Raw genomic sequence first — 25,906 nt, forward strand, 5'->3', positions numbered from 1 at the left:
GCCGGGTATCGATCAGTAGTGCGCGCCGAAGCCGATCACGTGGTTGGCGAAGCCGATCCACAGCAGGAACAGGCAGGCCAGCGCCAGCAGCAGCGCCCACAGTTTGGCCAGCAGCCGGCGACGGCCGCGCAGCACCTGCCAGGCGTTCCAGACCGCGACCGCGGCGCCCACCGGCAGCACCACCGTGGCGAAGAGCCTGATCGCGATGATCAGTCCATCGGTGCCGGGGCTGGTCAGCTCCAGCTTGCTGAGCATGCCGACCACCAGGGTCAGCGCCCCGCCCACCGCCAGCAGCACCAGCAGCGCCGCGATCCGCACCAGGCGATGCGCGCGCGCGTCCGCGCCGGTCAGCCGGTACGGTACCCCGTAGTAGCGCCGCACCAGCGCCGACACCGGCCAGGCCACGACGGTCAGCAGCAGGACGCCCAGGCTCGCGAGCAGCAACGGCATCGCCAGCGCCTGCCATGCCGACACGCGCTGGAACACCATGATCGGCGCATAGGGTTCCATGCTGAAGCGCGTGATCTTGCCGTCGACGACGTCGGCGGCCAGCCGGTCGGTGCTGGCGGTGTCCTGCCACAGGTACGGGGCGATCTCGCGCCACTTCTTCGGCGCGCCGCCCGGGCCCGTCGCCATCGCCACGCTGATCGTGCCGTCCTCGTTGGCTGCCACCTTGACCGGCCCGAGCAGGTTGGCCAGCGACAGGAAGCTGCTGTCCGGGCGCCGGCTGCTGGTGTAGGTGCCGGCGAGCTGCCGCGCGTGCGCTCTGGCGTCCTCCTCGGACACGCCCGCCGGCGGTTCCGGCGCGCCGGGCAGGTAGCGGTCGGCGAATCCGCGCGAGAGCGCGTAGCGGATGTGGCCGGTCGCGCCGTCGCGGCCGGAGCTGTTCATCGACACGAACAGGCCGATGCCGTCGTCGAGGAACAGCTGCAGGTCGCTGTGGAACCACTGCGTGTCGCCGCCGTGCGAGATCGCGCGGTGGCCGTTCACCGAGGTCTCGTAGAAGCCGAGCATCATCCGGTTGAGCGGCCCGACCGAGGCCTGGCCGGTCGAGTGCATCTGGCGCGCGGTGTCCGCGCCGAGGATGCGCGCGTCGCCGTAGGCGCCGTCCTGCAGGTGGGCGATCATGAAGCGCGCCATGTCGGCGCCGGTCGCGGCCAGGCTGCCCGCGGGCGCGAGGCTGATGAATTCGTAGTCCTTCGGTTCGCCTTCCGAGGCCCTGGCGTAGCCCTTGGACATGTGCGCCAGCAGCGCCGGCGGCAGCGGCTGGCGGAAGCTGGAGTGCGCCATGCCGAGCGGCTGGAAGATGTGGCGTTCGATGTAGTCGTCGAACGATTCGCCCGACACGCGTTCGACGACGTAGCCCGCCAGCGCGGTCGCGTAGTTCGAATAGGCCGGCGTGGTGCCCGGCACGTGGATGCGCTCGGGCACCCAGTGCTTGAGCGCATCGCCCAGCGGCACGACCTCGTCCTCGCGCGCGGTGATCAACCCGCGGATCTGCTCCTCCATGCCGGTGGTGTGGGTCAGCGCCTGGCGCAGGGTCAACGGCTTGCCGTCGCGCGCCGGGATCTCGAAATCGAGGTACTGGTTGACGTCGGCGTCGAGGTCGAGCCGGCCCTGCTCGACCAGTTGCATCACCGCCGTCCAGGTGAACAGCTTCGATACCGAGCCGGGACGGAACAGCGTGGCATCGGGCTCGACCGGCGTGCCCGCGGCGAGGTCGGCATGGCCGTAGCCCTTCTGCAACAGCACGTCGCCATCCTTCACCACCACCACCACCGCGCCGGCGATGTCGCCGGCGGCCAGGGCGTAGGGGAAGAAGCCGTCCAGCCAGGCCTCGGCGTCCGCGCGCGTCAGGGCGGGCGCGCTTCCGGAGGGCGCAAGCGCGTCCGCGGCATCCGCTTCGTCCGTCACTGGCGCATCCGCGCCGGTTGGCTGCAAGGCGGGGGGCGCGGGCGGGATCACGGCCTCCTGCGCCGCCGCGAGTGCCATGCCGGCGGCGAGCAGCCCGGCGAACAGGATCGTTGGAATCGCGCGCATCGAAGGCCCCCTGGTTGTCCTGATTTGGCGATAATGATCCCAATCGGAGAATTGTCAACCATGCCGAAGGCCCTGGCGGGTCGCCTGGCGCGCCGCCGCGCAGGCCAATGCGCCCTTTCCACCGATCGCCTGCTGGGGCGATGATGATCCCGCACAGAAAGATGATCCCGCACAGAAAACAGGAACGGACCCAAGGATGACAGTGCAACACCCCACCATCGGCGGCCTGCTGCGCTCGCTGCGTGCGCGCAAGGGCTGGACGCTCAAGCAGATGAGCGAACACTCCGGCATCCCGCTGTCGACCCTGTCGAAGGTCGAGCACGACCGGCTGACGCTCACCTACGACAAGCTGCTGCAGCTCAGCCAGCGCCTGCAACTGCGCATGTCCGAGCTGTTCGCCGAACAGGACGAGGCGCCCGAACCACCGGTCACCGCGCGCCGCAGCATCGGCCGGATCGAGGACGCGATCCGGGTCACCACGCCCAACTACGACTACTACTACCTGTGCCCGGAACTGCGCCGCAAGCGCATGATCCCGGTGCTCACCCGCGTGCGCGCCAAGAGCATCGAGGCGTTCGGCGAGCTGGTGCGCCACTCCGGCGAGGAGTACATCCACGTCCTCGAGGGCCGCATGGAGGTGCACACCGAGTTCTACGACCCGATGGTGCTGGAGACCGGCGAGTCGGTGTACATCGACTCGAACATGGGGCATGCGTACATCGCCGCCGAGGGCTGCGACGAGGTGCTGCTGCTCGGGGTCTGCTCGAGCGCAGACGAGCAGTTGATGGAATCGCTGCTCACGCTGCACGGCGACGAGCACGCAGTGCAGGGCAAGACCACACGACTCAAGGCGCCGGTTGCGAAGCCCGCCAGGCGCGCGGCGAAGAAGCCGGCGAAGAAATAGCGGTCGCGGCGCACCCGGGGCCGAACCGGGAACCGGGGATTCCGGCTTGCTTCGGGATCGACGCGTTGCCGATCTCGACGTGCCGTCCCGGCGCTTCGGCGTGCCGGTGCGTCCTGCCGGCCTGGCGGGCGGTATCGTGTGCGCCTGACCAGAACCGGGAATCCCGATGCCTCGATCCGCCCCGGGCGCCAGCGCCCGCCGCCTGCTTTCCCTCCTGCTGCTGGTCGCGCTGCCGGGCGCGTCCGCGCTGGCCGCCGACCGCATCACCGGCCAGACGTTCGCGACCCGCAGCGAGGTCCATGCGCCGCAGGCGATGGCGGCGACCTCGCATCCGCTGGCGACGCAGATCGCGCTGGACACGATGAAGGCCGGCGGCAGCGCGGTCGATGCGGCGATCGCCGCCAATGCCGCGCTCGGGCTGATGGAACCGACCGGCAACGGCATCGGCGGCGATCTGTTCGCGATCGTCTGGGATCCGAAGACGAAGCGGCTGTACGGCTACGACGGCTCGGGCCGTTCGCCGCAGTCGCTGACCCTGGCCGAGTTCCAGCGCCGCGGCCTGACCGACATCCCCTCGCACGGCCCACTGCCGGTGACGGTGCCCGGCGCGGTCGACGGCTGGTTCGCGCTGCACGGCCGCTTCGGCAAGCGCGCGATGGCCGACAACCTCGCGCCGACGATCCGCTATGCACGCGACGGCCATCCGGTGCACGAGGTCATCGCCTACTACTGGGACCGTTCGGTGCCGAGGCTGTCGCAGTGGCCGGGCTTTTCCGAGCAGTTCACGATCGACGGCCGCGCGCCGCGCAACGGCGAGACCTGGAAGAACCCGAATCTCGCCAATACGCTGCAGGCGATCGCCGACGGCGGCCGCGATGCGTTCTACAAGGGCGACATCGCGCGCACGATCGGCGACTACTTCGCCGCCAACGACGGCTTCCTGTCGTACGAGGACCTGGCCGCGCACACCGGCAACTGGGTCGAGCCGGTGTCGACCCGCTACCGCGGCGTCGACGTCTGGGAACTGCCGCCCAGCGGGCAGGGCATCGCCGCGCTGCAGATCCTCAACCTGCTCGAACCCTACGACCTCGCGGCCTACGGTTTCGGCAGCCCCGAGCACGTGCACCTGTTCACCGAGGCCAAGAAGCTGGCCTTTGCCGACCGCGCGCGCTGGTATGCCGACCCCGACTTCCATCCCGCGCCGGTCGCGAAGCTGATCTCCAAGGACTACGCGCGGGAGCGCGGCCAGCTGATCTCGATGGACCGCGCGCTGCGCGAGGTGCAGCCGGGCACGCCGGCGCAGCTCGACGAGGGCGACACGATCTACCTGACCACCGCGGACGCCGACGGCATGATGGTCTCGCTGATCCAGTCCAACTACCGCGGCATGGGCAGCGGCATGGCGCCGCCGGGGCTGGGCTTCATCCTGCAGGACCGCGGCGAGCAGTTCGTGCTGCGCGAGGACCATCCCAACGGCTACGCGCCGGGCAAGCGCCCGTTCCACACCATCATCCCCGCGTTCGCGACCAGGGACGGCGCGCCGTGGCTGAGCTTCGGCGTGATGGGCGGGGCGATGCAGCCGCAGGGCCACGTGCAGATCCTGATCAACATGATCGACTTCGGCATGAACCTGCAGGAGGCCGGCGACGCGCCGCGCATCCAGCACGACGGCTCGACCGAGCCCACGGGGCAGAACACCGCGATGACCGATGGCGGCCGCATCGAACTCGAGACCGGTTTTCCCTACGAGACCGTGCGCGCGCTGATGCGCAAGGGCCACTCGGTGCGCTTCGCCGACGGCCCCTATGGCGGCTACCAGGCGATCATGGTCAACCCGCATGGCGGCTGGACCGGGGCCAGCGAGTCGCGCAAGGACGGGCAGGCGGCCGGTTACTGATCGTTGGGGATCCGGGCGGCCGCTATGCTGCATGCTCGATGCTCATGGACAAGGAACACCCGCATGCGACACATGCTGTTGGCGGCGCTGGTCGCCGGGTTGCTGATTCCGGCCGCGCAGGCGCAGGCGCCGTACGCGGGTTTCGACGATGTCGACGCGCCCGCCACCCGTGCCGCCGACGAAGCGGCGGATGCCGCCTGGGCCGGCTATCTGCAGCGCAGCGCCGGCGCGCTGGCGGCCAGCGGCCAGCCGCGTGAACTCGCGTTCGCCGCGACCCTGCGCAGCCTCACCTTGCAGGGCGACGCGGCGCCGGCGGCCGGCGATGCACCGTCGACCGCGGTGCCGCCGGACCCGCAGGTCGAGGCATGGCGCGAGGCCGCCGCGCAGAAGGCCGGCGACGACGTGCTGGCCAACGTCTTGCTGGTGCAGGGCAACGACGCCGCGTCGACCCGGCGCCGTGTGCGCGCGGCGCAGCGCTGGCTCGCGGCCGATCCGCAGAACCTCGCGCCGCTGCTGTTCCGGGGCGGCGGCATCGATGCGCTGCTCGCCGATGCGCGCAGCGCGCAGCGTTTCGACCTGCAGATGCTGCCGCAGGTGCGCTGGATGCAGTCGGCGCTGCTGCGGCAGTCGCCGACCGCCGCCGAGCGCGCGGCCTTCGCCGGGGATGGCGACTACGACGCCGCCGAACACGCGGCGATCTCGGCGACGGCGATCTGGAGCGCCGTGGCGATCCCCGCCCTGCAGACGCTGGTCGAGGGCTGCGCACCGGAAGCGACCCGCGCCAACCCGGCGCGCCTGCGCGAATGCCGGCATGTCGCGCGGCTGATGGCGGATGCGTCGGATACCCAGCTCGGCCGGATGATCGGAGTGGCGCTGCTCGAGCGCACCGCGGCCAGCGCCGCCGAACGCGCCGACGCGCAGGCCCGCCGGCGCACGCAGGACTGGCAGATGCTCGAGTGGGGACGTGCATCGGCGCAGCTGCCGCGCGACGGCGCCGCGCAATATGCACGCCTGCTCGCCGACCCGTCGATCCGCAGCGAACTGGACCTGGTCGAGCGCGCGCTGCAGGAGGCCGGCGTGCCGTCGACACCGCCTGCGGGCTGGCAGCCGCCGCGCGACTGATCGCGTCGGCCGCCCGCATGCCGCGCGCTGCAGCGACGGCGCGTGCGAGGGCGCGGCATGCCACGGCGAGGCCCGACCGGGCCAGCGCTTGATCCGGCGCCGATCGCGCGTCCACACTTGCATCGCGCCGGTGTCAGGGGACGCCGGGCGACAGGGGGAGATACCGATGCAAGTCCGCAATCCGCGCCATGGCCTGCTGGCCGCGGCGATCCTCGCGTGCGCCAGTGCCGGCGCCGACGCGCAGAACACGCTCACCATCGGCCCGGGGTTCACCCCCGATCCGCTGCGCGCGACCGGCACCACCGGCGGCGCTACCCAGGCCTCGCGGTTCGGCCCGCAGTGCGCGGGCGCGATCCACAGCAGCCCCGACCACACGATCCGCGTCACCGGCACCGTCGACGTGCGCTTGTCGACTGCCAGCACCACCGATTCGACCCTGGTCGTGGTCGGACCGGCGGGCGTGTTCTGCGACGACGACGGCGGTACGCAGCTCGACGCGCAGCTCGATGCGCGGCTGACGCCCGGCGATTACGCGGTCTACGTCGGCCATGTCGAGCGCGCAGGCAGCTACACCCTGTCGATCACCGAGAACCTGGGCGGCGGCGCTTCGAGCGCCGGCCAGTACGGCAACTTCACCCTCGGCGCCGGCTTCACCCCCGACCCGCAGACCGGGCACGGCCAGACCGGGGGACAGGTCGATGCCAGCCGCTACGGCGCGCACTGCACCGGGCAGATCGACAGCAGCCCCGACCACCGGCTGACCATCACCTCGACGGTGGCGCTGCGGATCTCGGTCGACAGCACCACCGACTCCAGCCTGGTCATCAAGGGCCCGGGCAAGGTGCTGTGCGACGACGACAGCGGTGGCGCGCTCGATGCCGCGGTCGTCGATACCTTCCGTCCCGGCGAGTACGAGATCTACGTCGGGCATTTGGGCAACAGCGGCAGCTACACGCTGACGATCACCGAAACGCGCTGACCGTGCCCGGCCCGGCGGCGGTGGTCGCCGGGCGCCAGGTCCACTCCTGCGCGCTCACTCCTGGCGCAGCGCCGCGATCGGATCGAGCTGCGCGGCCTGGCGCGCGGGATAGACGCCGAACGCCAGGCCCACCAGCGCGCAGAATGCCGCCGACAGCAGGATCGGCAGCGGCGCCCACGCCACCTGCCAGTCGGCGAACGTCGCGATCAGGTAGGCCAGCACCGCGCCGAACAGCAGGCCCAGTAGCGCGCCGGTCACGCAGATCACGCTGGTCTCGCGCAGGAACTGGGCGACGACGTCGCGGCGGCGCGCGCCCAGCGCGCGCAGCAGGCCGATCTCGCGGCGCCGCTCCAGCACGTTGGCCAGCATGATGTTCATGATGCCGATGCCGCCGACCAGCAGGCTGACCCCGGCGATCGCGCCCATCACCACCTGGAAGATGCGTTGGGTCTGCTGGTGCTGCTGGAACAGCTGCTGCGGCACCACCAGCTGGTAGTCGGCGACGCCGGCGTGGCGCCGGTCGAGCACCGCCGCCAGCACCCCGGCGCCGGCCGCGAGCTTGCGCGGGTCGTCGAGCCGCAGCAGGAAGCGGTCGATCCCGTCCTCCTGCGGCTGGAAGCGGAAGCGCGCCTGCGCGCTGGCCAGCGGGACGTAGATGCGGTTGCTCTCGCCGCCCAGCTGCACGCCCTCGAAGCTGTCGCGGCCGAGGTCGCGGTCGGCCAGCACGCCGACGACCTCCAGCCACACGTGGTTGACCTTGACCAGTCCGCCGACCGCGTCGCCACCCGGGAACAGGTCGGCCGCGGCTTGGTGGCCGAGCACCGCGACCGCGGCCAGCGTGGCGTCGTCGTCCGCGCCCAGCGCGCGGCCCCGCGCCAGCTGCAGCGACGACAGCGGGAACCAGTCGGCGCCGACGCCGCTGGCCTGCGCGTCGCTGCGCCCGTGGTCGCTGAACACCGAGTGGGTGCGGATGCGCTTCTCCGCGGCGAAGCGCTCGGCGCCGGGCACCACCGCCAGCGCCGCCTCGGCATCGGCGACCGACAGCCCGAGGCTGCGCGCGCGGGTCTCCTTCAGCGTGGCCTCGTCCTGCGGGCGCGCCTCTGCGATCAGGTTGTGCAGGCCCAGGCCCTCGACCAGCCGCAGCGCCTCGCGGCGGCTGCCCTCGCCGACCGCCTGCATCGCGACGATCGCGCCGACGCCGAAGATCAGCCCCAGCAGGGTCAGCAGGGTGCGCAGGCGCCGGCGCCACAGTTCCTCGACGGCCTCGCGCCAGATCGCCGGCAGCCGCGACAGCAGCCAGGTCATGGCGCGGCCTCCGTGATCGTGGCATCGGCCGCGTCGGCATCGTCGGCCTCCATGCCGGTCTCCATCGGTGCGTCGGGATCGCCGCCGGGGCGCAGCAGGCTCGGCGGATCGCCGCCCGGCGACAGCAGCACCGCGTCGCCGGCGGCCAGGCCCGACAGCACCTGCGAGCGCGCACTGCCGCGCACGCCCAGTTCGACCGCACGTTCTTCGAAGTCGCGCCCGCGCCGCAGCTGGACGTAGTGCCGTCCCTCGCGCGACTGCACCGCGACGTTGGCCACGCTCAGCGCCGGTTCGCGCAGCAGGAACACCCGCGCGGCGAAACGCTGGCCGGGCACCAGTCCGAACTCGGCGATGGCCTCGGCCGGCACCGGCGCGCGCACCGAGATGTAGCGCACCGGGCTCTCGCGGCTTTTCACCGTCGCCGCGCTGGCCACCCACGACAGCGTGCTGGCGACGGTCTGGTCCGGGCGCCCCAGCGGATGCAGTTCCACCGCCATGCCGGCCTGCAGCCCCTGCGCCTCGATCTGCGGCAGGTCGATCTCGACCTCCATCGCCGAGGTGTCGGGCAGGTTGCCGTACTCGGCGCCGGCGTACAGGGTGCTGCCGACCATCGGCTTGTCGCCGGACCAGTTGGCGGTCAGCAGCAGGATGCCGTCGTTGGGCGCGCGCAGTTCCAGCGCGTCGAGGTCCTGCTGCCGGCTCGTCGCGTTGAGGTCGTGGGTCGCGCGCTGGGCGTCGAGCACCGCCAGCTCGGCGCCGCCGCGCACGTCGGACTGGCCGCGCTGCCAGGTCAGCACGTCCTGGCGGGTCTCGAGGAAGCGTGCGTCCTCGACCGCGTCGAGCACCTGGTTGCGGGCGATCGCCGACAGGTCGGCATCGGCGTAGCGGCGGGCGATGCCCAGCTGCACCGCGACCTGCGACAGGTCGACGTCGACCCGGCCGAGCGCGGTGCCCAGCTCGCCTTCCTTGGCCGCGCGCGCCAGCGCATTGCGCTGCAGTTCGATCAGCGCCTGCGCCAGCTGCTGTTCGCCCTCGGGCGAGGAGAACCGCGCCAGCAGTTCGCCGCGCTTGACCAGGCTGCCTTCGGGCAGCATCCAGTCGAGCCGGCGCGACGACCAGTTGCGGCCGGGAATGGTGAGCGGGGTCGGTCTGGCCGAGCGCAGCTCGCCCTCGCCGCGCACGCTGAGCACCAGCTCGGCTTCGGCCACGGTCTCGGTGGCCGCCGGCAACGGCGCCTCGCCGCAGCCGGCGAGCAGCAGCGCGACCGCCAGCATCGGTACCCGCCGGCGCGCGGTCCATCCTGCATCCGCGCTGCCGACGGGGCGGGATCCATGGCGCCTCACTCCGCGGCCCCGCGCGTATCGCCGGCGACCGCCAGCTCGACCCGCACCGACTGTCCGGGGCGCAGCCGCGCGGCCGGGTCGTCGAGCGCGATCTCCAGGTCCAGCACCGGGATCGGCTGCACCTGCGACTTGCTGCGCACCGCGCGGCCGATCGCGCCGACCTTGCCCAGGTGCACGCTGCCGCCGCCGCCCTCGACGACGATCCGCGCAGGCGCGCCGACCGCGACCCGCTGCAGCTCGCGCTCGGGCAGTTCGGCGCGCACCGCCAGCGTCGTGGTGTCGGGAATCTCGGCCACCGTCTGCCCGCGCCAGACCTGCGAGCCGACATCGAACTTCTCGTTGTTCCAGTTGCTCCGGTGCATCATCACCCCGGCGCGCGGCGCCGGCAGGTTGAGCGCGGCCAGCGACTGCTGCAGCCGGGTCACGTCGGCCTGCAGCTGGCCGAGTTCGGAAACCGTCAGCCGCCGCTCCTGGCGGCGCTGCTCGGCAGCCAGGCGCTCGCGGCGCTCGGCCAGCACCGCGCGGCGTTCGGCGCGGCGGCGTTCCTCGACCAGCTTGCCGTACTCGAGCGCGGCGATCAGCTCGCGCGGCTGTTCGGTCTTGCGCTGCGCCTTGTCCAGTTCGGCGCGCGCCTGCGCGGTGGCCAGCTGCGCGGTGCGTTCGCGCTCGGCCAGGTCGAGGTCGAGCTTCTCCAGCTCGCGCCGCTTGGCTTCCAGCTCGCTCTGCTTCTGGCCGAGCTGGCGTGCGATCTCGCTGCTGTCGAACGCGACCACGACATCGCCCTCGGCGACCGGCGCGCCGTCGGCCGCCAGCTGGGTGATGTTGAACTGCCACAGGCGATCGACCGACGGCGGCATCAGCGCTGCGGTGCGCCGGGCATAGACCTCGCCGTCGATGCGCAGGATCGCCCGCTGCGCACCGGCCGGCGGCAGCGCCAGCGCGAGCAGCGCGGCGAGCAGCACGGCCGGCCGCACGGCGCGCACGCGCGGGTTCATCGCGCCGCTCCGGCGGTGGCCGCGGGCGGGGCCGTGACGACGCGCACGCTCATGCCCGGCAGCAGCGCCAGGTCCTTGCCGTCGAAGTCGATGTCGATGGTGAAGTAGCGGCCCGTTCCCCATTCGCTGCGCGACTCCGGGGCGCCGGCGATCGCGCGGATGGTGCCGTCGACGCGCCGGCCGGGCAGCGCGTCGAAGCTCAGCTGCACGGCCTGGCCGGTGCGCAGGCCGCGCCGGTCCGGTTCCAGCGCCCAGGCGCGCACCTGCATCGCGCCGCCGCTTACCACCTCGCCGGCCTTGCTGCCGGGCATCGTCGTCGCGCCCTCGTCGATGCGGCCGCCGATCCAGTTGTTGTTGAAGCCGTGGATGACGATGCCGTCGCGGTCGGCCCTGACCTCGGCGGTGCGCACCAGCGCGGCGTGGTAGTCGCGCTGCACGACCAGCTTCTCGACCTCCAGGCGTCCGTCCTCGCGCCGCCGCTGCACCGCCTCGCGCGCGCTGGCCAGCTCGCGCTGCTTGAGCGTGGTCTCGCGCGTCGCACGGTCCAGTTCGCCCTGATGGCGGTCGTGGTCGAGCGCCGGGATCAGTGCCGCCGGGATCGATGCATCCAGCTTCGCGGCGGCCAGTTCGGCCTCGATGTCGACCACCGCCAGTTCCGCCTCGACCGCCTTGACCTCGAGTTCGGCCAGCTCCTTGGCGATCCGCGCCTCGGTCTGTTCGATCTGCGCCTCCAGCTCGGGGATCTGCGTCGCCGACTGGCCGGGATCGATGCGCAGCACCACGTCGCCGGCCTTGACCGCCTGGCCTTCGGGCACGAAATAGCGGATGGTCACCGGCGACATGTTCGACTGCGGGGTGATGAGCTGCTGCGCGTCGACCACGCGGACCTCGCCGGTCAGCACCACCGCCGATGCGGGTGCGGCGGCCGCCAGGCAGGCGGCCAGCAGGCAGGCGAGGGGCAGGCCGGCACGGCGGCGGTCAATGGGTGGCGGCATGCGTCGGTCCGTCGTGTTCGATCCGGCCGTCGCGCAGCCGCACCTGGCGCGGCGCGTGCGCGGCGATGTCCGCGTCGTGGGTGACCAGGACCACGGTCTGGCCGTCGCGGTGCACTTCGTCGATCAGCGCCAGCACGTCGGCGGCGCTCTTCGAGTCGAGGTTGCCGGTCGGCTCGTCGGCCAGCAGCAGCGCCGGCTGCAGCAGCAGCGCGCGCGCGATCGCCGCGCGCTGCATCTGCCCACCGGACAGCTCGCCCGGCCGGTGGTCGCGGCGCTGCGACAGGCCCACGCGTTCGAGCAGCATGTCGGCGCGCGCGTGCGCGTCGGCGGGCGGGTCGCGATGGAAGCGCAGTGGCAGCAGCACGTTCTCCAGCACCGTCAGCCGCGGCAGCAGGTGGAAGCTCTGGAACACGAAGCCGATGCGCCGGTTGCGCAGGTCGCTGCCGGCCTCGTCGTCGAGCGTCGCCGCGTCGCGGCCCTCGATCAGGTAGTGCCCGCTGGTCGGATGGTCGAGGCAGCCGAGGATGTTGAGCAGGCTCGACTTGCCTGACCCCGACTGGCCGGTGATGGCGACGAACTCGCCGGCATCGATGCGCAGGTCGACGCCCGCCAGCGCGTGTACCGTCTGTCCACTCATCGCGTAGCGGCGATGCACGTCCTGCAGTTCGATCATCCGTCGCTGTTTCCCATGTCATCCCTGTGCCGTGGCTGTCTCTGCCTGCGATGGACCCCTCCACCGGCCGATGGCTCCCTGCCCGGCCATGATGGTGACATGCCGTCACGCGTCCCGGCGAGACCGGGTCGGGAAAGGCGCTGGGACCGTCGAGTCCGGCTGCGTGGTCAGAGCCGCTGCGCGCGGCCGTCCGCCAGCGCCTCGTCGAACAGTCGCTGCACACGGGTGTCGACCTGACGCATCGCCTCGGCCTGGCGTTCGCCGAGCGTGCCCTGGCGGCGCCCCAGTTCGGCCTGCTGCCGGCCGAGTTCGCGCTGGCGCTCGGCGAGCGCCTGCTGGCGTGCCGCGATTTCCGTCTGCTCCCGGCGCTGCGTGGCCGGTGCGTCGGGCGTCCCGTCGAGCGCGCGCTGCGCCGCGGCCAGCGCAAGCCGCGCCTGGCGCTGGCCAAGCTCGCCCTGTTCCCGGCCGAGCCGGGCCTGCTGCTCGCCGAGGCGCCCCTGTTGTTCGCCGAGCCCGCCTTGCTCGTCGCCGAGCCGGGTGACCGGCGCGAACAGCGCGTCGAAGCGCTGCAGGATGGCGGCGTCGCGGATCAGGTAGCGGTCGTCGTCACGGCGGAACCACAGCACCGACTGGCCGTTGGCACTGGACAGGGCATCGGTCAGATCGCTGCCCGACCCGCGCATCACCACGCTGTTGCCGCCGAGGGTGCGGATATAGGCGTGCCCAGCGGGCGAACGTGAGACATGGATCCGGTCGGAGATCACGGTGGTGGCCCCGGAAGCGCGGGTCACGACGCCGGGCGCCACAGTGAAGGTCTCGCCAGCCTGCGCCGCTTCGTCCGCGGCCGCGGCGATGTCGGCGTGCTCGGCGGCGCTCAGCAGTTCGGTGCGGACTGCGGGCGCGGTCGGGGCAGTGGGTGCGGGCGCGGCGGCAGGAGCGGCGGACGTCGGTGCAGCCGCGGGCGAGGCGGGCGTTTCCGGCGCGGCGGATGCCTCGGGGACTGCCGGTGGAGCTGCCGCATCAGGTGCCGATGGCGGGCTGGGGACGGCAGGCTCAACAGCTGCTGCGGGGACGGCGGGTGCCGCCGCGACCAACCGCAACGGCAGCACGCCGGCGGCGGCGATCGCGAACAGCAGCACGGCGGCGCCGAGGCGCGGGGAGGTGTCGGTGTTCTGCAGCATGGTCAGTCTCCGCTTCAGGCTCAGGAAGGTCGGCGAGGCGCTGGCGAGGCAGGCCGGCCGGTGCGGGGCGACGCCCAGGCGCACCAGCAGGCGGCCGTAGTCGTGCCGGCAGCGACGGTCGCCGGCGATCACCGCGGCATCGCAGGCCGCCTCGCGGGCGATGCCGTACTCGCGCACCGCCAGGTGCACCAGCGGGTGGAAGAAGAACAGGTGCCGGGCCAGTGCCGGGATCCAGCCCCAGCGCAGGTCGCCGCGGCGCAGGTGCACCAGCTCATGGGTCAATGCCATGTCGAGCTCGTCGCCGGCCAGCGGTGCGGATGCCGGGAGCAGCAGCGTCGGACGCAGGCTGCCGAGCAGTTGCGGGGAGTCGATCCGGGTCGACAGGCGCAGCGCCGGTACCCGGCGCAGTCCGTGGGCCTCGCCCGCCAGCGCCAGCGCCTGGACCAGCGAGACGTCGCTGCAGGGCCGCGTATCGCGCAGCAACGCGCGCGTGGCCTGCCAGCCGCGCAGCGTGCTCCAGGCCATGACCAGCACGCCGGCCGCCCACAGCGCGGCGAGCAGCGGCGGCCACGCCATCGCCGATGCGCCGGCGCCGGCGACGGTGCCGGGGGCAGGCAGTCCATCGACGGGCATCGCCGCGGCCGCCACCGGCATCGCCGGCGCCACCATCTGCACCGGCGGCGCCGGGAGCCACGGCAGTTCCACCGGCCCGACGCACAGGCCGAGCAGCGCCTGCAGGCCGACCAGCCACCACAGCCAGCACTGGGTCGCGGCCGGCATCCGCGGCAGCAGCCGGCACAGGCCCCAGACCACGGCCGCGAGCACGGCCGCCTGCAGACTGGCGGCGGCCAGCCGTTCGAGCCACCAGGCGATCAGCATGTCCATGGCTCAGTCCTCCGCGCGCTGCGACTGCAGGCGCGCGACCAGCGCCTCGAGTTCGGCCAGCTCGTCGTCGCTGACCTCGCCGCGCCGCGCCATGAACGCGACGAACGGGCTCACCGAGCCCTGCAGCGTCTTCTCCACGAACGCCGCCACCGCGCCCTGCACCACGTCGTCCTCGCCGGCGGTCGCGGCGTAGCGGTACAGGCCGTCGACCCGGCGCCGCTGCAGATAGCCCTTGGCACGCAGGCGCTCCATCATCGTCAGTACCGTCGAGCGGGCCAGCCCGCGCGCCTCGCCGAAACCGGCGGCGACCTCGCCGACCGACGCCTCGCCCAGCTGGCCGATCGACTGCAGCAGGGCCAGCTCCTGGTCGCCGATGCTCCTGTTCCTGTTCGCCATGATGGCGTGCTCCGGGTTGACTACATGTGTCGCTACGCTAGGCGATGGCGACAGGTGTAGTCAAGCATGACCGATGGCAGGGTGCGGCGCGCATGCGACGCCGTCGACCGCATGTAGGTCGGGCCTACGCGCCTGACGGGGCCGTTTCCGGTCTCTTGCCGCCGCTGCGCATCCCCTGTCGGGGGCGTGGCCCCGACCTGCGTGCCGGGCAACGCTCTGCACCAGCGCATGCAGGATGTGCCGGTTCCCGTTGTCGAGGCCCGCCGTCGGCGGAAACGCGGCCGAAGCGCTCTACGGCGCGATCGGCTCCTGCCACGCGTGGCGCGCGGCGCGTACGGTGTTGCTGTTGAGATAGGCGACCCGGTCGGCCGACTGGTAGCCCCCGGCGACCACGAACAGCAGCGGGATGCGGCGGCGTCGGGCCAGCCGGAACACCGCCAGGTCGCGCTGGAACATCTCCGTGGTGCTGAGCCGGAGCTGGCTCTTGGGATCGTCGCGGTGGCAGTCGGCGCCGGCCTGGTAGACCAGCAGGTCAGGTGTGACCTGCAGCACCAGCGACGCGGCCTGGCGCAGTGCGTCCAGGTACGCGGGGAAGCCCTGTTCGCGGGTGATGTGGTGCGCCCACGAGCGCACGCCGCCGCGGCAGCCGAAACGGGTGCCGAAGATCGACACCGCATGCAGGTTGGGCAGGCGCGCGGCGAACTCCTCGGTGCCGTTGCCGCCGTGCTCGTCGCAGTCGATGACCAGGATCCGCCGCCCGGGCATCGCATGCGCCAGCAACGCCAGGCCGTTGACCGGGCAGAAGCCGCTGCCCGCCGCCGGATGGGCGTGGTGGAAGCCGCGGGCGATGTTCATCGCGATGCCGCCACGCTCGATCGCGTGCTGCGCGGCCTGCAACTGCCCGCCCAGCATCGCCAGCGTCGCGTCGCGCACCCGCGGACTCCAGCGGATGCCCTGGCGCGAGGCCATCGGCTCGATGCCGGCCAGGAATGCCTGTAGGTAGGCGGCGTCGTGCAGGCCGTCCAGCGCGGCCGGGTCCAGCGGTGCCGCCTCGTGCAGGTCCACCAGCCCCAGCCGTTGCAGGCGGTCGCGGGTGGTCCCCAGCCGCGCCAGCAGCGGCACCTCGTCCGGGGCGTAGGCGGCGCTGAAGTAGGCCGGGATGCGCATGTCAGGCCGCCTGCAGGCGGCCGCCGGCGTAGCGGTGCAGGTCGTCGAGCGTGGTCGTCCGCGGCGACAGCATGTTGCCCAGCACCTGGCGGCGGAACTGGGTGCTGAAGGCGCGCTCGCGGTCGGCCGGCGGCACCGCGAACGTGGTCAGGCGCAGGAAGCGCGCCTCGGCCAGCGCCGTCAGCGGCAGGATGTCGCCGTGCGGGTGGCCGGCGATCGCGCGCGCGTCGTCCTGGTGGCGCAGTGCCAGCAGCCCGCCCGCCGGGATGGCGACGTCGCGGATCGCGACCGGGCGCAGCAGCAGTGCCGAATGCGACTCGCCGAGGCTGATCTTCTCCACCAGCACCGGGCGCCCCGCGTCGTCGACCAGGATGTTGACCCGGCCGCCACGGCGGATCTTGCCGTGGGCGATCTCCAGGAAGAATTCCTCGGCCTGCGAGCAGCTGCCGATCTCCGGCTTGGCCGTCATCCCCGGCAGCGACGGATGCGGCGGCGCGCGGCAGGCCAGCAGGTCGTCGATCATCGCCAGCAGCAGCCGGCTTTCGCCGTGGGCGAGGCGCGCGGCGACCGCGGCCAGCCGTTGCTGCAGCGACAGCAGCGCATCGGCGCCTTCCATGCCGGCCACGGCGGCGACGACGTCGGCGGGCGCGTCGGCCAGCTGGCGCCAGCCGCCCGCCCAACCCGCCGCCAGGCTGCGCGCGGCGACCGTGGCGGTCGCGCGCAGCGGCCAGTCGGCGAACAGCGCCAGGTCGGCGGTGTCGCGCGGGTCGCGTGGCTGGTTGATGCGCTCCGCCAGCAGCCGCGTGGCCTGGGTCAGGCCGCAGCCGCGGCGTTCGGTCTGATGGGTCGGGTGTTCGTCGAGCATGTCGCGCAGGCTGCTGCGCAGCGGCAGGCCGCAGGCGTCGAACGCGGCGACGAGTTCATGCGTCATGGGGTCATTCGATCAGCAGCAGCAGCGCGCGGACCAGCTGGGTGACCTGCTCGCGGTCGCGGGCGTCGATGGTGAACACCGGGATCGGCGGCAGGCGCCCGGCGAGCGCGCGGCGCACGTCGTTCATGTGGAAATCCGCCGCCAGGTCGGTGCGGGTGATGCCGATGACGACCGCCATCTCCGGGTCGATCTCGAACACCGCCGACACCCAGTGCGCGCAGTCGGCGGCGATGTCGGGCGCATCGCCGCGCAGCAGCAGGATCACGCCCAGCGCGCCGTTCATGACGATGCCGCGCATGTGCGAGAAGTGCTCCTGGCCCGGCAGGCCGAACATCTGCAGCGGGGTGCCGTCGTCGAGCACGATGGCGGCGAAGTCGAGCGCGACCGTGGTCGTGGTCTTCTCGCCCATCGGGCCGTCGCTGAGCGGCATCTCGGTGGATACGGGCGCGATGTCCGACAACGCGGCCAGTGAGGTGGATTTGCCTGCGCCGACGGGGCCCGCCAGAACGAGCTTCAAACCTTGGTGTTGCAACGGGATTTCCTCGGATCGGGTCGTTGGAGGAGGGGCGGGATTATCAACGCTTGAGGCCGAAACGGCGCGCGATGCTGGACCAGAGTCCGGGCTGCACCCGTTTCTGCCGCGAAGGAAACGCGACCGTTGGCCGCCTGGGCTCGGTGTCCAGCAGCAGGTCGGCGGCGGCGAACGCCCACAGGCAGGCGTTGAGTTCGCGCGCATCGGCGTTGTGGTAGTCGGCCTGCGCCAGCTCCCTGACCGTCATCGGCTTGCCGATCAGCAGCTTGGCGATCTGCAGCGCGCCCACCAGCGAGGGCAGGATGCCCAGGTCCGGCCAGGTTTCGAGGCGATAGCGGCCCTCGGGAAAGTCGGGCAGGCGGTCGCTGGCCCGGTATGCGGTGCGCATCAGGAACGCTTCGATGCTGTTGGACACCAGGCCCGCAGTGCTCTCGGGATGCTCGACGACCTCCATCTCCCAGTCCGCGCCCGACAGGCTGTCGGCGGCGGCCAGCAGGTCCGAATGGCTGGCCGCATAGACCCTGCCCAGGTCGGGACGCAGCAGCAGCGTGCGGCCGTCGCAGCGTGCATTGATTGCCTTGCCGCGTAACGGCGGCATCGCCAGCCGGCAGATCGCCGGTTGGGTCGTCTCGTCGCTGGCGTCGGCCGCATGCGGCGTGCGCGCGGCCAGCAGCTCGTGCATGCGCTTGGCCAGCGCCGCAGCCGGGGTATTGGGGCTGGTGGCCTCGACCGGTAGGTCGCCGCCGGATTCGCCCAGCGCGATCACCGGCGTGTGCCGGTCGAGCGCGCGCGACAGCGCCTGGCGACCGTAGGCATCGCCGATCGGCGCGACCAGCAGGTGGCAGCGCGTGCCATCCCAGGGACTGACGCGTGCGCGCAGCTTGTACGCGCCGAGCAGGGAGGCGGCCAGCCGGATCCGTTGTTCGACCAGGTCGTCGAGCGCCGCCGTTCGGATATCGAAGAGCATGCAACATCCCGGGAAGGGAAAAGAAAAGAGTCGCGCGGTGCGTCCGCCTGGAACGCGCCGCGCGACCCGGTCGCGGACGGATTACGAGAAGTCGAGGGTCTTCTCGAAGGTGCGCAGTTCGTGGCGCGCCATCGCGAGGTTGGACTTGGAGCGGTCGAGCACGACGTACAGGAACAGCTTCTGGTTCGATTCCAGCGGACGCAGCAGGTGGTACTGCTTGGTCAGGCTGATCAGGATGTCCTCGATGGTGTCGTTGAGCTTGAGCGCATTGGCGACCTTGCGCTTGGCGCGCAGCACTTCGGTGTTGCCCGCGGCGGCCACTTCGAGGTTGACCGCGCTGCCGTCGCCAGCCAGCAGCATGCCGCTTTCCGAATCGACCAGGGCCGAGGCCACGTAGCCGTCGAGATCGCGCAGCGGCTCAAGGGAGATCTTTGCCATTTCAGAATCCTTCTTTCGGGTTGGGAGGTGGGTTTGGGTGCACGGCTGGACCCCGCCGATGCCAGGGGATGGAAGACGATGGCGGGTACCGCGGGCTACGCCGCGTCGAGTACTTCGGCCACGCGCGCGGCAGTGTCGAGCGCGAAACGCAGGGTCATCGCGAAGTTCTCGGAACTGTCGGCCCACAGGCATAGCGCATGCGCGCGGGTGCGCGACGGCACGCGCACGACCACGATCGCGCCGCGTGCGGTGGCGATGCTGGTGTGCTGGGCCTGGCATTGCAGGGTCTCGCGGCTGAAGGACTCCGACAGCGCCAGCAGCGAACTGGAAATGGCGGCGACTCGGGCCGGGTCGAACTCGTGGTTCGCGTGGCCCGCATCGGCGAATGCCCGGCCGTCGACGGTCGCGACGACGGCGCCGAGGATGCCGGACGCCGACGCCACCAGCGCCTGCAGTACCGCGCGGCAGGGCTGGACGGCGGGGGAAGCTTGGGTGGCGACGCACAGGGTTGCGGGAGACATGTAAATTCTTGATGCGGAAAAGGGGATGGATCCCAGTGCGCAACTTTCGTGCCAAGTTGTGCCAGACATCACGCTTCCGGATCGCGTCATGTGTCAGCCATCGCGGCAACTGCACGGTCGAGGATGCAACCCGGGAGATCGCCGCGACCGGTGCCCGGTCTCGCCGACGGCGGAGGCCGGCTTTCAGGCCCGAAGGGCGCGAAGTGACGTGTCACGTGACGCGGGGTGTCACCTTCGTCCCGGGTACCGTGGAAGGCCCGGGCGGTCAGTCCGCCGGCACCGTCCGCTCGCGCGCCCAGGCGCGCAGCGCATCGACCTGTTCGCGCATCAGCACCGACAGCGGCCGGGTCTGGCGCAGTTCGGCACGCAGCAGGAAGTCGCCCAGCGGAACCTCCGCCGCGTGCGCGGCGTACAGGCCGGCGACGATGGCCTGTTCGATCTCGGCACCGGAGAAGCCGTCGGCGGCGGCCGCCAGCGCGGCGACATCGAAGTCCGCGGGGTCGAGCCCGCGGCGGGCGAGGTGCAGCCGGAACACGTCGGCGCGGGTGTCGGCATCGGGCAGGTCGACGAAGAAGATCTCGTCGAACCGGCCCTTGCGCAGCAGTTCCGGCGGCAGTTCGTGGACCTGGTTCGCGGTCGCGACCAGGAACACCTTCGATCTGCGTTCGGCCATCCACGTCAGCAGGAAGCCGAGCACCCGCCGCGAGACGCCGCCGTCGCTGTCGCCGCTCGAGGCCAGGCCCTTCTCGATCTCGTCGATCCACAGCACGCACGGCGCCAGCTGCTCGGTCGAGGCGATCGCCTCGCGCAGGTTGCGCTCGGTCTCGCCGTGGTACTTGTCGTAGAGCGTGCCGAAGTCCAGCCGCACCAGCGGCACGCCCAGGGCCCCGGCGATCGACTTGGCCAGCGCCGACTTGCCGCAGCCCTGCACGCCGAGCAGCAGCACGCCCTTGGGCGGGTCGAGGCCGGGCGGGGCGTCGCCATCGACGAACACCCGCCGGCGCTGCTCGACCCAGCGCTTGAGCCGCCGCGCACCGGCGACATCGGCGAACTGCGCGGTGTCGTACTCGTAGTGCAGGTGGCCGCTCTTGTTGAGCAGTTCGAACTTCAGCTTCGCCAGCGCCGGCAGGTCGTCCCGGCACAGCACGCCGTCGGCATGGATCAGCTGGCGCGCGATGCGCCGCGCATCGCCCAGCGACAGGCCCTGCAGGTTGCGGACGATCTGGCGGACCGCGTCGGCATCGGCCTCGACCCGGCGCCCGCCGTTCTCCTGCTGGTAGGCCGCGGCCTCGTCGCGGACCACCTTCAGCAGCGCATCGGGGCCGGGCAGGCGCGGGCGGAAGCGCACCGCCAGCGCCTCCAGGTCGTCCGGCAGCTCCACCTTGTGGCCGACCAGCACGATCACGTGCGGCAGGCTGTTGCGCCGCTGCACCAGGTCGCGCAGCTGGCGCTGGGTGCCGGCATAGCCGAGGTAGGGGTGGAAATCGAGCAGCAGGTAGATGCCGCGCTGGTCCGCGTCGCGGATCGCGGCCAGGGTGTTGCTGGCGTCGGGCGCGACATCGGTCGCCTCCTCGCCGTCGAGGTCGAGCCGGCGCAGGCCCTCGGTGATGGTCCAGCGGTACAGCGCGCGCCAGACCTGCAGCAGCGACTGCCGGAACAGCTCGACCACGCGCGGTTCGTCCGGCGTCTCGACCACCAGCAGCGGCGTGTTGGCGCGGATCAGCGCGGCCAGGTCCTGCAGTTCGCTCATGGGCGCTTGCCGATCGATGGGGCGGGATGCCGATGGTAAACGGCAGCCGGCCCGCGTCGGCGGCCGCGGTCGCGGCCCGGACGGGGGCGGTGTACGCTCGGCCCCTGGCGTGGACGCTGGAGACTTCGATGAAGACGGTGCTGGTGGCCAGTTCCAAGGGCGGTGTCGGCAAGACCACGATCGCGACCCATCTGGCGGCGCAGGCGGCCCTGGCGGGCGAGTCCACGGTGTTGATCGACGCCGACCCGCAGGGCTCGTCGACGCGCTGGGCCGAGCGCCGCGCCGGCCTCGACAGCGCGGTGCTGCCGCTCGACGGCAGCGCCCGCCAGCGCAAGGCCTGGAAGTCGATCCCCGAGGACACCACCCGCGTGGTCGTCGATGCCGCCGCCGGGGCGATGGCCGACGATCTCGAGGCCTGGCTCGAACATGCCGAAGCGGTGGTGGTGCCGGTGCTGCCGTCGGCGCTGGACATCGACGCCACCGTCGGCTTCCTCAATTCGCTGGCCAAGGCCGAGCGCGTCCGCCGCGGCCAGGTCCGCGTCGGGCTGGTCGCCAACCGCCTGCGGCCGTGGACCAACGCCTCGCAGCAGGCGGTCGCGCTGCTCGAGCAGTGGCCCTACCCGGTGGTCGCGCAACTGCGCGACAGCCAGGCCTATGTGATGCTGGTGGGGCTGGGCAAGAGCCTGTTCGACTACCATTCGGCCCAGGTCCGCGATCATCAGGAAGACTGGAAGCCGCTGCTGAGGTGGCTGAAGAAGTGATCCGCCGGCCGACCGCGTCATCCCGCTCCTGCCAGGTACGCCCGATCCCATGCGCGAACTGATCCTGCTCCGCCACGCCCACGCCGATCCCGCGCTGCCCGGACAGTCCGACCTGGATCGGCCGCTGTCGGCAGAGGGCCTGGCCGAGGCGGAAAGCGCCGGCCGCTGGCTGCGCGACAAGGGGCTGGTACCCGACTGCGTGCTGTGTTCGCCGGCGCGGCGCACGCGCGAGACGCTGGAGGCGGTGCTGGGCATCGTCGGCTATGTCGACCAGCGGCTCGACGAACGCATCTACGAGGCGACCTCCGGCACCCTGGCCGCGCTGGCCGACGACCACCGCGAGGTCGGCCGGCTGCTGCTGGTCGGCCACAATCCCGGCCTGGAACGGCTGGCCGCGCTGATGCACAGCGGCCAGTCCGGCGACTATCGCGGCATGCCGCCGGCCGGCATCGCCGTGCTGACCCTGCGCGACGGGGCCACGATCGAGCCCGGCAGCGCCGACCTGTCGGCGTTCTGGTGGCCGTAACGGCGGCACCGCACCGGCGCCCGTCGTTCCGGCCTTCGCGACCGCCCATGCCGCTGGCACGAACCCCGTGGCGCCCGCGACCCGGCCTGCGCATCGCCGTGGTCGCCCTGGCCCTGCTGGCCGCGGGATCGTCGGGCGCGAGCAGCCGGATCGCGCTGGACACCGCGCTGTCGCAGATCGGCTTCACCCTGAAGACGCGCTGGGGCCAGACCCTCGAGGGCCACTTCCCGTCCTGGCACGGCGAGATCGTCGTGCTCGACGACGGCCGCCACCAGGTGCGGCTGCTGCTGCCCACGCGCGAGGTCGAGATCAGCGGCTCGCGCAACTTCACCCGCATCACCCGCGGCCCCGGCTTCTTCGATGCCGAGCGCTATCCCGAAATGCTGTTCGTGTCCGATCCCTACCCGGGCACGCTGGCCCGCGACGGCGGCGAGATGGCCGGGGTGCTGAGCATCCGCGGCGTGCGCCAGCGCGAGACGTTCACGATCGCGGCGTCCGAGTGCGTGCGGCCGGCGCTGGACTGCGACGTGGTCGGCCAGGGCAACGTGCGCCGCAGCCGCTACGCGATGGACCGCTGGTCCTACGCCCTGTCCGACGAGGTGCGCTTCACCCTGCGCATCCGCGCGGCGGCGGATCCGGACTGATGCACGGGATGTTGCGGGCGCTGGTGCTGGTCGTCGCACTGGCGGGCTCGGCCTGCACCACGCTGCCGCAGGGCAAGCGCGAGGCCGCGGCCCACATCGCCGTCGCCGCGCGTTCGACCGAACTGGTCTGCGAACGCGCCGACGCCTGCGCCACGCCGTCGCCGCTGCGCGAACTCGGCGAGCAGGCGTTCGCCGCCAGTGCGCCGGACGCACCGCGCCACCACGCGCTGCTGCTCGACTACGGCCAGGACGCCCTGCTGGCGCGTCTGGACCTGATCCGCGGCGCGCAGCGCACGATCGACCTGCAGACCTACATCTTCGACGAGGACGATTCCGGGCACCTGGTGCTCGAGGAGCTGCTGGCCGCGGCCCGGCGCGGCGTGCAGGTCCGCGTGCTGGTCGACCAGCTGTCGGCGCTGCGTACCGTCGAGACGCTGTCGGCGCTGGCCGGCGCGCACACCAACTTCGAGCTGCGCATCTACAACCCGCTGCTCGGCCGCGCGCGCATCAGCTATCCGCAGTACGCGCTGGCCGCGGCCTGCTGCTGGCGCCGGCTCAACCAGCGCATGCACGGCAAGGTGCTGCTGGTCGACGGCCTGGTCGGCATTACCGGCGGACGCAACTACCAGGACGACTACTTCGACTGGAATGCCAGTTTCAATTTCCGCGACCGCGACGTGCTGATCGCCGGTCCGGCGGTGCTGGAGATGGAGGAGAACTTCATCGCGTTCTGGCACGCGCCGCTGAGCCGCCCGGTTGAGCAACTGGCCGATGTCGGCCGGCACCTGCTGCGCCACGGCGTGCCGGAGGTGTCGTTCCGGGACTACGCGCGGCCGACGCGCGTGGCCGCGGTGTCGGCCGACGCCAGCGACGGCGCGCTGATACGGCAGCGGCTGGTCGACGCCGCGGTCGAGGTCGGCGAGATCGAGTTCATCGCCGACCTGCCGGGCAAGCACCGGCGCGATCCCGAATACGCGGCCGCGGCCTCGACGGCCACGCCGCGGCTGCGCGAGCTGATCGAGTCGACCGAGCGCGAGCTGCTGCTGCAGACGCCGTACCTGGTGCTGTCGAAACCGGCCGAGCAGATGTTCGCGGACATGCGCGCGCGGCCCGAGCCGCCGCAGGTGATCGTCTCGACCAACAGCCTCGCCGCGACCGACTCGTTCATCACCTACGCGCTGTCGTACAAGTACAAGCGCCGCCACCTGCGCGACTTCGGCTTCCACATCTACGAGTACAAGCCGTTCCCGACCGACGCGCCGATCGACCTGGAGCTGACCGGCGCGGTCGGCATCTCGTGGAATACCGACGGCAGCGTCAATCTCGACGCGCCCGGCAACGGCGTGGCGACCACGCGCGACGAGGCGCTGGCGGCGCGTCCGCCGACCGCGCCGCCGCTGACCCGCGAGTATTCGGCGCTGCGCTACGCCGGCATCGGCGTCAACCGCCGGGTGCCGCTGCAGCGCGCCGGCGTGCGCATCGGCCTGCACGCCAAGTCGATGGTCATCGACGACCGCGTCGGCGTGGTCGGTACCCACAACTTCGATCCGCGCGGCGACAACCTCAACACCGAAAGCGCGATCGTCGTGCACGACCCGGACTTCGCCGCCCAGCTCGCCACCAGCATCCGCCGCGACATCGCCCCGGAGAACGCCTGGACCATCGCCCGGCGCGACCGCCCGGTCATCCTGCCGGGCGTCGACTACTCGATGGCCAAGATGTCCGAGCGGCTGCCGGTGTTCGACCTGTGGCCGACCCGCTACGCCACCAGCTATGAGTTCGTGCCGGGCCCCGACTGCCCGGCGCCGCTGCCGCCGGACGATCCCGGCTTCCGCCAGTGCTACACGCCGGTCGGCGACTTCCCCGAGGTCAGCATCGGCTGGCGCAGCCTGCTGACCCGGATCTTCACCGCCTTCGGCGCCGGGCTGGTGCCGATCCTCTAGCTGTTTCTCCAACGTCCGGGGAAGACGGCCGCGCCGATCCTGCGCAGGTCGGCCCATGCGGCCGACGCGTGCGACGCGGCGGCCGGTCGCGAGATGCCGCCGGGCATCTGCCCGAAGCGGTCTGACCGGCGTCCTGGCGTCGGGGGCGTTGCCCCGACCTACGCTCGAGGAATCCTAGGAAACCCAGAAAAACCGGCCTTCTCCGGGGGCAGGGGAAGAGGGTCGCGCCGATCCTGCGCAGGCCGGCCCTGCACGGCCGAGGCTGTCTCTAAATGAACTCTAACTGAACATATTCCGGTCATGACTTCCGGCACGTGGTGTTATCGGACGGTGGTGTTGTAGTCTACCAACACACCGAATCACAACCACACCGGAGCACGACCATGCAGACCCAGACCCCGCGCACCACCCCCGCCGCCCGCCCCCTGCTGCCGGCCGCACCCCGCTACGCCGCCCGCGACTTCGGCACCGGCTACGGCCGCAGCAGCGGTTACGCCGCCGCCCGCCGCTACAGCCAGACGACCACGCCCGCGCGCTTCCGCGTCGTCTGAACCGCGCCATCCGCTCCCGCGTCCACCCGTTCTCCCCCATCTCCAAGGAAACCGCCATGAACCGCATGCACGACATCGTCCGCGCCGCCGCCATCCGCCTTGCCCCCGCTGCCCGCCCCGTCCCGCGCCCCGCCCGCGATTTCGGCATCGGCTACGGCCGCAGCCACGGCTACGCCCGCCAGCGCAGCTACGTCCAGGCCTCGGTGCCGGCCCGCTTCCGCGTCGCCTGAGCCGCCGCGCGCCGCGATCCACCGCCCCGCCATTCCCCGCCCCGTCTCCCGACCCGCGACAGGAGCCCGCCATGACCCCCATGCACGACATCGTCCGCGCCCAGCCGGCGCCCCGTCCCGCCCCGCGCGCCGTGCGCGAATTCGGCACCGGCTACGGTCGCAGCCATGGCGACGCCCGCCAGCGCAGCTACGCCACGGCCTCGATGCCGGCGCGCTTCCGCGTCGCCTGA

General features: G+C 72.1%; 26 protein-coding genes. 11 read left to right on the forward strand and 15 right to left on the reverse strand.

Going from position 1 to position 25,906, the window contains the following annotated elements:
• Positions 1-12 precede the first annotated feature (12 nt).
• Positions 13-2,040: a serine hydrolase domain-containing protein gene (locus LDO26_RS07260; protein WP_232130416.1), complete on the reverse strand. Its 2,028-nt coding sequence runs from the start codon at positions 2,038-2,040 to the stop codon at positions 13-15.
• A gap of 196 nt (positions 2,041-2,236) precedes the next feature.
• On the opposite strand from LDO26_RS07260, the gene LDO26_RS07265 reads away from it, so the two are divergent.
• From LDO26_RS07265 to LDO26_RS07280, 4 genes are all read left to right on the forward strand, one after another.
• Positions 2,237-2,944, forward strand: a complete 708-nt coding sequence (locus tag LDO26_RS07265) for a helix-turn-helix domain-containing protein (protein WP_232130417.1) — start codon at positions 2,237-2,239, stop codon at positions 2,942-2,944.
• A 166-nt stretch (positions 2,945-3,110) separates the two neighbouring features.
• Positions 3,111-4,841: a gamma-glutamyltransferase gene (gene ggt / locus LDO26_RS07270; RefSeq protein WP_232130418.1), complete on the forward strand. Its 1,731-nt coding sequence runs from the start codon at positions 3,111-3,113 to the stop codon at positions 4,839-4,841.
• Between the two features lie 63 nt (positions 4,842-4,904).
• The gene (locus LDO26_RS07275; protein WP_232130419.1) at positions 4,905-5,963 is read left to right on the forward strand and encodes a hypothetical protein; all 1,059 of its coding nucleotides are present in this window, start codon (positions 4,905-4,907) and stop codon (positions 5,961-5,963) included.
• Positions 5,964-6,129: 166 nt separating this feature from the next.
• Positions 6,130-6,942: a hypothetical protein gene (locus LDO26_RS07280; RefSeq protein ID WP_232130420.1), complete on the forward strand. Its 813-nt coding sequence runs from the start codon at positions 6,130-6,132 to the stop codon at positions 6,940-6,942.
• A 54-nt stretch (positions 6,943-6,996) separates the two neighbouring features.
• Here the strand turns inward: LDO26_RS07280 and LDO26_RS07285 are convergent, their stop codons facing one another.
• The 14 genes from LDO26_RS07285 to LDO26_RS07350 all read right to left on the reverse strand — a co-directional run bounded on the left by LDO26_RS07285 (position 6,997) and on the right by LDO26_RS07350 (position 21,021).
• Positions 6,997-8,247: an ABC transporter permease gene (locus LDO26_RS07285; RefSeq protein ID WP_232130421.1), complete on the reverse strand. Its 1,251-nt coding sequence runs from the start codon at positions 8,245-8,247 to the stop codon at positions 6,997-6,999.
• Positions 8,244-9,521, reverse strand: coding sequence for an efflux RND transporter periplasmic adaptor subunit (locus LDO26_RS07290; RefSeq protein ID WP_232130422.1), 1,278 nt, complete (start codon positions 9,519-9,521; stop codon positions 8,244-8,246). The genes LDO26_RS07285 and LDO26_RS07290 overlap by 4 nt, the downstream gene beginning before the upstream one ends.
• 65 nt (positions 9,522-9,586) lie before the next feature.
• Entirely contained in the window at positions 9,587-10,585 is a 999-nt protein-coding gene (locus LDO26_RS07295; RefSeq protein WP_232130423.1) for an HlyD family secretion protein, read from the reverse strand.
• The gene (locus LDO26_RS07300; RefSeq protein WP_232130424.1) at positions 10,582-11,580 is read right to left on the reverse strand and encodes an HlyD family secretion protein; all 999 of its coding nucleotides are present in this window, start codon (positions 11,578-11,580) and stop codon (positions 10,582-10,584) included. The genes LDO26_RS07295 and LDO26_RS07300 overlap by 4 nt, the downstream gene beginning before the upstream one ends.
• Positions 11,564-12,253, reverse strand: coding sequence for an ABC transporter ATP-binding protein (locus LDO26_RS07305; protein ID WP_232130425.1), 690 nt, complete (start codon positions 12,251-12,253; stop codon positions 11,564-11,566). Before LDO26_RS07305 ends, LDO26_RS07300 begins: the two co-directional genes overlap by 17 nt.
• Positions 12,254-12,420: 167 nt before the next feature.
• On the reverse strand, positions 12,421-14,319 hold the full coding sequence (locus LDO26_RS07310) for a M56 family metallopeptidase (protein WP_232130426.1): 1,899 nt from the start codon (positions 14,317-14,319) through the stop codon (positions 12,421-12,423).
• A 3-nt stretch (positions 14,320-14,322) separates the two neighbouring features.
• Positions 14,323-14,715 (reverse strand): BlaI/MecI/CopY family transcriptional regulator, encoded by a 393-nt coding sequence (locus LDO26_RS07315; RefSeq protein WP_232130427.1) that lies wholly within the window; start codon positions 14,713-14,715, stop codon positions 14,323-14,325.
• A gap of 291 nt (positions 14,716-15,006) precedes the next feature.
• Positions 15,007-15,882, reverse strand: coding sequence for an arginase family protein (locus LDO26_RS07320; RefSeq protein ID WP_232130428.1), 876 nt, complete (start codon positions 15,880-15,882; stop codon positions 15,007-15,009).
• Between the two features lies 1 nt (position 15,883).
• Positions 15,884-16,813, reverse strand: a complete 930-nt coding sequence (locus tag LDO26_RS07325) for a hypothetical protein (RefSeq protein ID WP_232130429.1) — start codon at positions 16,811-16,813, stop codon at positions 15,884-15,886.
• 4 nt (positions 16,814-16,817) lie between these two features.
• On the reverse strand, positions 16,818-17,345 hold the full coding sequence (locus LDO26_RS07330) for a GTP-binding protein (RefSeq protein WP_232130430.1): 528 nt from the start codon (positions 17,343-17,345) through the stop codon (positions 16,818-16,820).
• A 43-nt stretch (positions 17,346-17,388) separates the two neighbouring features.
• On the reverse strand, positions 17,389-18,312 hold the full coding sequence (locus tag LDO26_RS07335) for a hypothetical protein (protein WP_232130431.1): 924 nt from the start codon (positions 18,310-18,312) through the stop codon (positions 17,389-17,391).
• An 81-nt stretch (positions 18,313-18,393) separates the two neighbouring features.
• Positions 18,394-18,750 (reverse strand): roadblock/LC7 domain-containing protein, encoded by a 357-nt coding sequence (locus tag LDO26_RS07340; protein ID WP_232130432.1) that lies wholly within the window; start codon positions 18,748-18,750, stop codon positions 18,394-18,396.
• A 95-nt stretch (positions 18,751-18,845) separates the two neighbouring features.
• Complete coding sequence (locus LDO26_RS07345; RefSeq protein WP_232130433.1) at positions 18,846-19,271, reverse strand: roadblock/LC7 domain-containing protein; 426 nt, start codon at positions 19,269-19,271, stop codon at positions 18,846-18,848.
• A 265-nt stretch (positions 19,272-19,536) separates the two neighbouring features.
• Positions 19,537-21,021, reverse strand: a complete 1,485-nt coding sequence (locus LDO26_RS07350; protein WP_232130434.1) for an AAA family ATPase — start codon at positions 21,019-21,021, stop codon at positions 19,537-19,539.
• Between the two features lie 128 nt (positions 21,022-21,149).
• Between LDO26_RS07350 and LDO26_RS07355 the strand changes: the two genes are divergently transcribed.
• The 7 genes from LDO26_RS07355 (at position 21,150) to LDO26_RS07385 (ending at position 25,906) form a co-directional block, all read left to right on the forward strand.
• Positions 21,150-21,782 carry a nucleotide-binding protein gene (locus tag LDO26_RS07355; RefSeq protein ID WP_232130435.1) on the forward strand — a complete coding sequence of 211 codons (633 nt, stop codon included), beginning with the start codon at positions 21,150-21,152 and terminating at the stop codon, positions 21,780-21,782.
• Between the two features lie 49 nt (positions 21,783-21,831).
• Positions 21,832-22,308, forward strand: coding sequence for a SixA phosphatase family protein (locus LDO26_RS07360; protein WP_232130436.1), 477 nt, complete (start codon positions 21,832-21,834; stop codon positions 22,306-22,308).
• Between the two features lie 47 nt (positions 22,309-22,355).
• Positions 22,356-22,952 carry a YceI family protein gene (locus LDO26_RS07365; protein WP_232130437.1) on the forward strand — a complete coding sequence of 199 codons (597 nt, stop codon included), beginning with the start codon at positions 22,356-22,358 and terminating at the stop codon, positions 22,950-22,952.
• Positions 22,952-24,895 carry a phospholipase D family protein gene (locus LDO26_RS07370; RefSeq protein ID WP_232130438.1) on the forward strand — a complete coding sequence of 648 codons (1,944 nt, stop codon included), beginning with the start codon at positions 22,952-22,954 and terminating at the stop codon, positions 24,893-24,895. The genes LDO26_RS07365 and LDO26_RS07370 overlap by 1 nt, the downstream gene beginning before the upstream one ends.
• A 383-nt stretch (positions 24,896-25,278) precedes the next feature.
• Positions 25,279-25,446, forward strand: coding sequence for a hypothetical protein (locus LDO26_RS07375; RefSeq protein ID WP_232130439.1), 168 nt, complete (start codon positions 25,279-25,281; stop codon positions 25,444-25,446).
• A gap of 56 nt (positions 25,447-25,502) precedes the next feature.
• Positions 25,503-25,676 (forward strand): hypothetical protein, encoded by a 174-nt coding sequence (locus tag LDO26_RS07380; RefSeq protein WP_232130440.1) that lies wholly within the window; start codon positions 25,503-25,505, stop codon positions 25,674-25,676.
• Positions 25,677-25,747: 71 nt separating this feature from the next.
• Positions 25,748-25,906, forward strand: coding sequence for a hypothetical protein (locus tag LDO26_RS07385; RefSeq protein ID WP_232130441.1), 159 nt, complete (start codon positions 25,748-25,750; stop codon positions 25,904-25,906).

The organism is Proluteimonas luteida (assembly GCF_021191695.1).
GTDB lineage: Bacteria > Pseudomonadota > Gammaproteobacteria > Xanthomonadales > Xanthomonadaceae > Luteimonas > Luteimonas luteida.